This window comes from Rhizobacter sp. P2_H3 (assembly GCF_056403355.1).
The window spans coordinates 1-8,669 of the sequence record NZ_JBFUFQ010000033.1 but is presented as its reverse complement, the minus strand read 5'-3'; the positions used below and the strand labels follow the sequence as shown (position 1 = coordinate 8,669).

Here is an 8,669-nt window from a genome sequence, read left to right as displayed (position 1 = left end):
TGAAGTCGCATTGAAAGGAGATCACCATGCCAGCTGCCCCCCGTCCCCGCGCCAAGCCGTCGCGCTTCGACGCCATCGAGATGCTGAAGGCCGACCACATCGCGATCAAGAAACTGTTCATCGCGTTCCACCAGCTCAGTGACCGCAGCAACACCGACGGCGAGCGCCGCGCGGTGGCCGAGCGCATCTGCATGGAGCTCACGGTGCACGGCCAGATCGAGGAAGAGATCTTCTACCCGGCGGTGCGCGCCGCGATCGCCGACGATGCGCTGGTCGATCAGGCCGAGGTCGAGCATGCGAGTGCGCGCGAGCTGATCGCCGAGATCGGGGCGATGACGCCGACCGACGGCCAGTTCGATGCCAAGGTCATCGTGCTCGGCAAGCACATCGATGCGCACGTCGAGGAAGAGCACAGCAAGATCTTCCCGAAGGCGAAGAAGGCCAAGGTCGACCTGAAGGCGGTGGGCGCGCGGCTCGCGTCGCGCAAGGCCAAGCTGATGGAGGAATACCAGGCGATGGCCCGGGGCGGTGAGCCGCATGAGGACGAGGGCGACGACCCGGTGGGCCGGCCGCCGCTGGACCTCGCGCACCACCCGGTCACGCGCGCCTGATCAGCCCGTCCGCGTGACCTTCACGTCGACCTGCAGGCCGACGTAGGCGTCGGCATCGCCGAACCAGCTGCCCGAGATCGGCGCGGCCTGCTTCGGATCGCGCACGACGGCCACCCGCACCAGTTGCGATCCGCCGAGCAGGTTGTTGGTCGGGTCGAACGGCAGCCAGCCGGCACCGGGCAGGTAGGCCTGCAGCCAGGCGTGCGTCGCGCCGGCGCCGGTCGTGGGCACGGTGTCCTTGTCGTCAGGGCCGTCGCGGGGTGCGGCCGGGTCGAGCGCCGGGTCGTAGAGGTAGCCCGAGACGAAGCGCGCCGCCACGCCGAGCCGCCGCAACGCCTCCATCATCAGCAATGCGAAGTCGCGGCAGCTGCCGCTGTTGAGCGCGAGCGTCTTCAGCGGGGGCTGCGTGCCTTCCTCGTCGCGGTCGGCGTAGCGGAAGGTGTCGCGGATGTGCTGGTTCATGCGCACCAGCATGTCGCGGGTGCCGGTGGGGCCGTCGGTGCGGATGAACTGGCGGGCCCACGCGGCGAGCGTGCCGTCCGGGTCGTCGTGGTGCGGGCGCAGGTAGTGCTCGAGGTCGAAGCGCTCGTCGACCGAGTACGAGAACGGAAAGAACTCGGCCGATGGCGACAGCGGCAGCTCCAGGTTGTGGCTGCTCGCGTGCTCGATCGTGAACGAGCAGACGAAGCGCAGTTCGTCGGCCTCGACCAGCGGCTGCACCAGCGCGATCGAGTTCGAGTACGGATCCTGGATCATCCGCACGCCGGCCTCGGGGCTGACCTGCAGGTCGGTGGCGAGCACGCGCAGGTCGTGGCTGTCGCGCGGGCGGAACATCACGCGGTGCTCGCCGAAGCGCACCGGCTTCGCGTAGCGGTAGGTCGTCGTGTGGACGATGTCGTATTGAATCGTCATCGCCGGCCGCCGGATCAGACGCCGAGCAGCTCCACCTCGAACATCAGCGTGGCGTTCGGCGGGATCACGCCGCCGGCGCCGCGTGCGCCGTAGCCCAGCTGCGCCGGGATCACCAGCACGCGCGTGCCGCCGACCTTCATGCCTTGCACGCCTTCGTCCCAGCCCTTGATCACCATGCCGGCGCCGAGGCCGAACTCGAACGGGTCGTTGCGGTCCTTGCTGCTGTCGAACTTGGCGCCCTTGACGCCGTTGTTGTAGAGCCAGCCGGTGTAGTGCACGCGCACGTGCTGGCCGGCCTGGGCTTCGGCGCCGGTGCCCGGCACGGTGTCTTCGTACTGGAGGCCGGAGGCGGTCGTCTGCATGGGAATTCCTTGTTGGGGGCAAAGGCGGCATGCTAACGCGGCAGCGCCCTCGGCGCCCTCAGCGTGGCAATGCATACGCCAGCACGTAGTCCCCCGGCTTCGTCCCGGTCGAGCCGTGTCCGCCGGCCACCACCAGCAGGAACTGCCGCCCGTCCGTGCCCGCATAGGTCATCGGCGTCGCCTGCCCGCCGGCCGGCAGCCGCTGCTTCCACAGCTCGCGGCCGGTGGTCACGTCGTAGCCGCGCACGTAGTCGTCGAGCGTGCCCGACAGGAAGGCCACGCCGCCGGCCGTCATCACCGGCCCGCCGATGTTCGGCACCCCCATGCGGAACGGCAGCGGCAGCGGCGACAGGTCGCGCACCGTGCCGTTGCGGTGCTTCCAGGCCACCTGCCCGGTGCGCAGGTCGACGCCCGCGACGCTGCCCCACGGCGGCTGCTGGCACGGGATGCCGAGCGGCGACGTGAACGCGCTCATCTTCGCCGCGTACGGCGCGCCGAAGTTCTCGTTCAGCGCCGGCAGCGGGCCCTGCGGCTCGCCCTTGCCCTGCACCATCAGGCTCGTGGCATCCGGGCGCGGCACCAGCGTCGACGTGAAGGCCAGCGTGGTCGGCGTCGTGAAGGCGACCTGCCGCACCGGGTCGACCGCGATGCCGCCCCAGTTGAAGACGCCGAAGTTGCCGGGGTAGATCAGCGAGCCGCCTTCGGACGGCGGCGTGAAGCGGCCGTCGTAGCGCAGCCGGTGGAAGGCGATCCGGCAGGCCAGCTGGTCGAACAGCGTCGCGCCCCACATGTGGCGGCCCTGCAGCCGCTGCGGCTCGAACGACACGGCCGAGCGCGGCTGTGTCGGCGCGGTGTGGTCGCCGCTCGCGGCGCCCTGCGGCGCGGGCACCTCCTCGACCGGCAGCAGCGGCTTGCCGGTGCGGCGGTCCAGCACGAACAGCTCGCCCTGCTTGGTCGGCTGCACCAGGGCCGGCACCGTCGCGCCGCCGACCGTGAGGTCGAGCAGGCTCGGCTGCGACGGCACGTCGTAGTCCCACAGGTCGTGGTGCACCGTCTGGAACACCCAGCGCACCTTGCCGGTCGCGAGCTCCAGCGCCACCACCGACGACGAGTAGGTCTCGACGGCCGCGCTGCGCTGGCCGCCCCACTGGTCGGGCGGCTGGTTGCCCATCGGCACGTAGACCAGGCCCAGCGCCTCGTCGACGCTGGAGATCGACCAGCTGTTCGGCGAGTTCGGCGTGTAGCTCGCACCGGCGGCGATCGGCGCGGTCGCGTCGGGGTTGCCGGAATCCCAGTTCCACACCAGCGCGCCGGTCTCGATGTCGAACGCGCGGATCACGCCCGATTGCTCCTTCGTCGACACGTTGTCGAGCACGGTGCCGCCGATGACCACCAGGTTCTGCGTGACGACGGGGGGCGAGGTCGAGTAGTACGAGCCCGGCTTCAGGTTCGGCATGTGCGCCCACAGGTCGACCTGGCCGCCGTTGCCGAAGCCGCGGCAGAGCTTGCCGGTCTCGGGGTCGAGTGCGAGCAGGCGCCCGTCGGCGGTGGGCATGAAGAGCTTCGCGGGGCAGGCGCCGGCGGCCTTCGTGGCCGGTGCGGCCGGCGGCTGGTAGGCCAGGCCGCGGCAGGTCAGGTGCTGCAGCGCCAGGCCACCCTGGATCGGCGGGTCGTAGCGCCACGCCTGCTGGCCGGTGGTCGCGTCGAGTGCCACCACCGACTGGTGCGGCGTGCACAGGTAGAGCCGGTTGCCGATCTTCAGCGGCGTGACCTCGTAGGTCGTCTCGACCGGGTCGCCGGGCCGGCCGCGCAGGTCGCCGGTGCGGTACTGCCAGGCCAGCTGCAGGCTGCCGACGTTGTCGGGCGTGATCTGCTTCAGCGGCGACCAGCGCTGGCCGTGGCCGGTGCGGCCGTAGGCATGCCATTCGTCGGAGGGCACGGCCGACGCGGCGTCGCTGACCACGGCGGCGGCCGGCAGGTTGCCGGCTTGGTCGTGGCGATCGACCGTCCACGACGCGACCGCGACGACGCCGGACAGCATCAGCACGGTGGCCAGCGCGGCGCGCGCGCTGCCCAGGCCGGCGCTGCCCMGCGCGCGCGCGACCCAGGGCGTCACCAGCAGCACGCCGAGCACGAACAGCAGGTCCAGCCGCGCCGCGAGCGGCCACCAGTCGAGGCCGGATTCCCACAGCGCCCAGGCCAGCGTCGCGAGCAGCCAGCCGGTGAACACCCACAGCGCGGCGCTGCGCCTGCGCCACAGCAACGCGCCGCTCGCGAGGGCGGCGACGCCGGCGGCGAGGTAGTACGGGCTGCCGTGCAGCGCGATCAGCCATGCGCCGCCGCCGGCGAGCGCGAGGCCGGACAGGATCAGCACGACGGCGAGCACGCGGGTCAGCAGCGCGCGGGAAGGGGTAGGGGAAGTCGGCACGGGGAATCTCCGCAAGGCAACGGACAATCGCCCGCGCAGGCCAAGTTAGCGGCCCGCATGCGGGCCGGCTGTCGGCCGCGATCCCGGCGCGTCGTAGGACGGTGTGCCTTGCGCTGCCGGGGTGTCACAGCATTTCAGGAGATGACCCGATGTTCGATGCAACCGTCGCCGGCAGCCTGCCGAAACCCGCCTGGCTGGCCGAGACCGGCAAGCTGTGGCCCACCTGGAAGGCCGAGGGCGACGCGCTGGCGCAGGCCAAGCTCGATGCGACGCTGCTGTGGATCAAGGCCCAGGAGGATGCCGGGCTGTCGGTGATCGGTGACGGCGAGCAGTCGCGCCAGCACTTCGTGCACGGCTTCCTGGAGCGGGTGGCCGGCATCGACTTCGAGCACAAGGTCGAGATGGGCATCCGCCGCGACCGCTACAAGGCGATGGTGCCGCAGGTGGTGGGCCCGCTGAGCCTGAGCGGCCGCGTGCACGCGACCGAGGCGCGCTTCCTGCGGGCGCACACGCAGCGCAAGATCAAGTTCACGCTGCCCGGCCCGATGACGATCGTCGACACCGTGGCCGACCGTTTCTACGGCGACCGCGTGAAGATGGCCTTCGCGTTCGCCGAGCTGCTGAATCAGGAGGCGCGCGCGCTGGAGGCCGATGGCGTCGACATCGTGCAGTTCGACGAGCCGGCCTTCAACGTCTACATGGAAGAGGCGGCCGACTGGGGCGTGAAGGCGCTGGAGCGCGCGGCCGAGGGGCTGCGTTGCACGACCGCGGTGCACATCTGCTATGGCTACGGCATCCAGGCCAACATCGACTGGAAGAACTCGCTGGGCGACGAGTGGCGGCAGTACGAGAAGGTGTTCCCGGCGCTGGCCGCGAGCCGCATCGACCAGGTGAGCCTGGAATGCATCCATTCGCACGTGCCGCCCGACCTGATGCGGCTGCTGGCCGGCAAGGACGTGATGGTCGGCGTGATCGACGTCGCGAGCGACACCATCGAGACGCCGGAAGAGGTGGCCGACACCATCGGCCGCGCGCTGCAGTTCGTGCCGAAGGAGCGGTTGATCCCGTGCACGAACTGCGGGCTTGCGCCGATGAGCCGGGCGGTGGCGGAGGCGAAGCTGAAGGCGCTGGGGGAGGGGGCGGCGCTGGCGAGGAGGCGTGCCGCCTAAAATGGCGGCCCGCCCGCTCGTCGGTTCGCAGCTTTCCCTCTCGAAGACCCCAGATGGCCACCATCCTCCAGAACCTGCCCCTCGGGCAGAAAGTCGGCATCGCCTTCTCCGGCGGCCTGGACACCAGCGCCGCGCTGCACTGGATGAAGCTCAAGGGCGCCTTGCCCTATGCCTACACCGCCAACCTCGGCCAGCCCGACGAGCCGGACTACGACGAGATCCCGCGCAAGGCGATGCTGTACGGCGCCGAGAAGGCCCGCCTGGTCGACTGCCGGCTGCAGCTGGCCAATGAAGGCATCGCCGCGCTGCAGGCCGGCGCCTTCCACATCTCCACCGCCGGCATCACCTACTTCAACACCACGCCGCTCGGGCGTGCGGTCACCGGCACGATGCTGGTCGCCGCAATGAAGGAGGACGACGTCAACATCTGGGGCGACGGCAGCACCTTCAAGGGCAACGACATCGAGCGCTTCTACCGCTACGGCCTGCTGACCAACCCGAACCTGAAGATCTACAAGCCCTGGCTCGACCAGCTGTTCATCGACGAACTGGGCGGCCGCGCCGAGATGTCGGCCTTCATGACGAAGGCCGGCTTCGGCTACAAGATGTCGGCCGAGAAGGCCTACTCCACCGACTCCAACATGCTCGGCGCCACGCACGAGGCGAAGGACCTGGAGCACCTGAACAGCGGCATCCGCATCGTCAACCCGATCATGGGCGTGGCCTTCTGGCGCGACGACGTGGCGGTGAAGGCCGAGGAGGTGACCGTCCGCTTCGAAGAGGGCCGCCCGGTCGCGCTGAACGGGCAGGGCTTCACCGACCCGGTGGCGCTGTTCCTCGAGGCCAACCGCATCGGCGGGCGGCACGGCCTGGGCATGAGCGACCAGATCGAGAACCGCATCATCGAGGCGAAGAGCCGCGGCATCTACGAGGCGCCGGGCCTTGCGCTGCTGCACATCGCCTACGAGCGCCTCGTGACCGGCATCCACAACGAAGACACCATCGAGCAGTACCGCATGAACGGCCTGAAGCTCGGCCGCCTGCTGTACCAGGGCCGCTGGTTCGACCCGCAGGCCATCATGCTGCGCGAGACGGCGCAGCGCTGGGTGGCGCGTGCCGTCACCGGCGAGGTGACGGTCGAACTGCGCCGCGGCAACGACTACTCGATCCTCAACACCGAGAGCCCGAACCTGACCTACGCGCCGGAGCGGCTGTCGATGGAGAAGGTCGAGAACGCGCCGTTCTCGCCGCTCGACCGCATCGGCCAGCTGACGATGCGCAACCTCGACATCGCCGACACGCGCGAGAAGCTGATGGTGTATTCGCAGGCGGGCTTGCTGACGTCGGCGGGCGGCTCGGCGCTGCCGCAGCTGAAGGACGACGCGGCCCGGTGAGGAGGTGATGGCCGCCTACAGCGGGTAGCGGCCGCCTCCGATCGACGGGCCGCCAAGCCGCATCGATCATCGTCGAAGAGTCGGCCCCGAGGGCGGGGCCGCGACACCTTCACGAGGAATCGCATGAACCGCTTCACCACGCTCGTCCCGCTTGCCGTCCTCACCGCCTTCATCGCCGCCGGCTGCAGCTCCACGCCGAGCAACCTGCAGACCGCCACCGGCGACACGCGCCCGCAGCCCGTCATCGTGCAGGTGCCGGTCGAGATCTCGAGCCCCGCGCTGGAATCCGGCTGCTGGGCCCAGTTCTACGGCGAACGCAACTTCAAGGGCGAGGTCGCTACGCTGGTCGGACCGGTCTCGCTCGACAGCGCCGACAAGATGAACGGCCGGCAGCTCAAGAAGGAGATCGACAGCCTGGTGACCGGCCCGAAGGCCACGCTGCGCGTCTACGAGCACGCGATGTTCAAGGATCGCTCCGTCGCCTTCGGTCCCAACAGCCGCGAAGGGGGCCTGATCACCAAGCTCGGCGTCGGCGGCCACATCCAGTCGCTGCAGCTCGAGTGCACCAGCTAAGCCGCGTGCGCGGGCTGCTCGCCGGCTGATGCGCGAACCGCGGTGAACCGCGCGGCGCCGAGCAATCCGCCGGCTGCCGCGAACACCGCGCCGATCAGGAACGCGAGGTGGTAGCCGGCGGTGAGCGCGCCCTTCGGGTCCGCGCCCGCTGACACCTGTGCGCCGCTGTGCGCCGCAGCCAGGCTGGCCAGCACCGCCAGCCCGAGCGCGCCGCCCATCATGAACGCGGTGTTGACGATGCCGGAGGCGAGCCCTGAATCCTGCGGTTGCACCTCGCTCATCGCGGCCAGCAGCAGCGGGTTGAACGCGACCCCGGCACCAACGCCCAGCAGCAGCATGCTCGGCAGCACGTCGATCCAGAAATTCCCGTCGACCGGTGCGCGCGCGAACAGCGCGAGCCCGAGCGCCGCCACCAGCAGCCCGCCGGCCAGCGGCTTCTTCAGCCCGAACCGCATCACCAGCTTGGCCGACAACCCGAGCGAGAACGCCGCCATGATCAGGTTGGACGGCAGGAACGCGAGCCCGACCTGCATCGGCGTGTAGCCGAGCACCAGCTGCAGGTACAGCGCCGAGATGAAGAACCACGCGAACATGCCGGCTGCCCACAGCACGCCGACGATGTTGGCGGTCGACAGGTTGCGCAGCCGGAACAGCGACAGCGGCACCAGCGGCTCGGCCACGCGCGACTCGATCGTGAAGAACGCGCCGAGCAGCACGATGGCGCCGCCCAGCAGGCCGAGCGTCTGCGCCGACAGCCAGCCGGCCTCGTTGCCGTTGACGATGGCGTACACCGCCAGCATCAGCGCGATGGTGATCGTCGCCGCACCCGCCACGTCGAGCTTCGCGCCATGCGCCGCCGGTGGCGTGGCCGGCAGCAGCACCCCGCACAGTGCCGCCACCGCGATGCCGATCGGCAGGTTGACGAGGAAGATCCAGTGCCAGCTCAGTGCGCCGGTCAACAAGCCGCCGAGCAGCACGCCGATGCTGCCGCCGCCGGCGCAGACGAAGCCGTAGACGCCCATCGCCTTCGCGCGCTCGGCCGGCTCGGTGAAGAGGTTCATGATCAGCGACAGCGAGATCGCCGACACCACCGCGCCGGCCAGCCCCTGCACCGCGCGCGCGACGATCAGCACCGCCTGCGACTGCGCGAGGCCGCAGCCGAGCGACGCGAGCGTGAAGCCGGCGATGCCGAGCAGGAACAGCCGGCGCTGGCCGTACAG

8 protein-coding genes are annotated in these 8,669 nt (G+C 70.3%); 4 read left to right on the top strand and 4 right to left on the bottom strand.

The window, feature by feature from the left end:
• Positions 1-26: 26 nt before the first annotated feature.
• On the top strand, positions 27-611 hold the full coding sequence (locus AC1D1T_RS09185) for a hemerythrin domain-containing protein (RefSeq protein WP_082004107.1): 585 nt from the start codon (positions 27-29) through the stop codon (positions 609-611).
• Here the strand turns inward: AC1D1T_RS09185 and AC1D1T_RS09180 are convergent, their stop codons facing one another.
• The 3 genes from AC1D1T_RS09180 to AC1D1T_RS09170 are packed head-to-tail and all read right to left on the bottom strand — an operon-like array spanning position 612 to position 4,313.
• Positions 612-1,523 carry a transglutaminase family protein gene (locus AC1D1T_RS09180; protein ID WP_047500761.1) on the bottom strand — a complete coding sequence of 304 codons (912 nt, stop codon included), beginning with the start codon at positions 1,521-1,523 and terminating at the stop codon, positions 612-614.
• 14 nt (positions 1,524-1,537) lie between these two features.
• Positions 1,538-1,891 carry an FKBP-type peptidyl-prolyl cis-trans isomerase gene (locus tag AC1D1T_RS09175; RefSeq protein WP_465111249.1) on the bottom strand — a complete coding sequence of 118 codons (354 nt, stop codon included), beginning with the start codon at positions 1,889-1,891 and terminating at the stop codon, positions 1,538-1,540.
• 52 nt (positions 1,892-1,943) lie between these two features.
• Positions 1,944-4,313: a membrane-bound PQQ-dependent dehydrogenase, glucose/quinate/shikimate family gene (locus tag AC1D1T_RS09170; protein ID WP_477991795.1), complete on the bottom strand. Its 2,370-nt coding sequence runs from the start codon at positions 4,311-4,313 to the stop codon at positions 1,944-1,946.
• Positions 4,314-4,462: 149 nt separating this feature from the next.
• Here AC1D1T_RS09170 and AC1D1T_RS09165 point away from each other — a divergent pair, with 149 nt between their 5' ends.
• From AC1D1T_RS09165 to AC1D1T_RS09155, 3 genes are all read left to right on the top strand, one after another.
• Positions 4,463-5,482 (top strand): methionine synthase, encoded by a 1,020-nt coding sequence (locus tag AC1D1T_RS09165; protein WP_465111155.1) that lies wholly within the window; start codon positions 4,463-4,465, stop codon positions 5,480-5,482.
• Positions 5,483-5,535: 53 nt separating this feature from the next.
• Entirely contained in the window at positions 5,536-6,876 is a 1,341-nt protein-coding gene (argG, locus tag AC1D1T_RS09160; RefSeq protein WP_477991794.1) for an argininosuccinate synthase, read from the top strand.
• Between the two features lie 123 nt (positions 6,877-6,999).
• Entirely contained in the window at positions 7,000-7,449 is a 450-nt protein-coding gene (locus AC1D1T_RS09155) for a hypothetical protein (RefSeq protein WP_477827622.1), read from the top strand.
• On the opposite strand, the gene AC1D1T_RS09150 is transcribed toward AC1D1T_RS09155, so the two are convergent.
• Positions 7,446-8,669, bottom strand: a 1,224-nt coding sequence (locus AC1D1T_RS09150) for an MFS transporter (RefSeq protein ID WP_477991793.1), incomplete at its 5' end; no start/stop codon positions are given. The two genes, AC1D1T_RS09155 and AC1D1T_RS09150, sit on opposite strands and share 4 nt — an antisense overlap.

What these genes read in the sequence shown, in the direction of transcription:
- AC1D1T_RS09185 (WP_082004107.1), top strand. Translation starts at nt 27, where the DNA reads ATGCCAGCTGCCCCCCGTCCCCGCGCCAAGCCGTCGCGCTTCGACGCC.
- AC1D1T_RS09180 (WP_047500761.1), bottom strand. Translation starts at nt 1,523, where the DNA reads ATGACGATTCAATACGACATCGTCCACACGACGACCTACCGCTACGCG.
- AC1D1T_RS09165 (WP_465111155.1), top strand. Translation starts at nt 4,463, where the DNA reads ATGTTCGATGCAACCGTCGCCGGCAGCCTGCCGAAACCCGCCTGGCTG.
- argG (WP_477991794.1), top strand. Translation starts at nt 5,536, where the DNA reads ATGGCCACCATCCTCCAGAACCTGCCCCTCGGGCAGAAAGTCGGCATC.
- AC1D1T_RS09155 (WP_477827622.1), top strand. Translation starts at nt 7,000, where the DNA reads ATGAACCGCTTCACCACGCTCGTCCCGCTTGCCGTCCTCACCGCCTTC.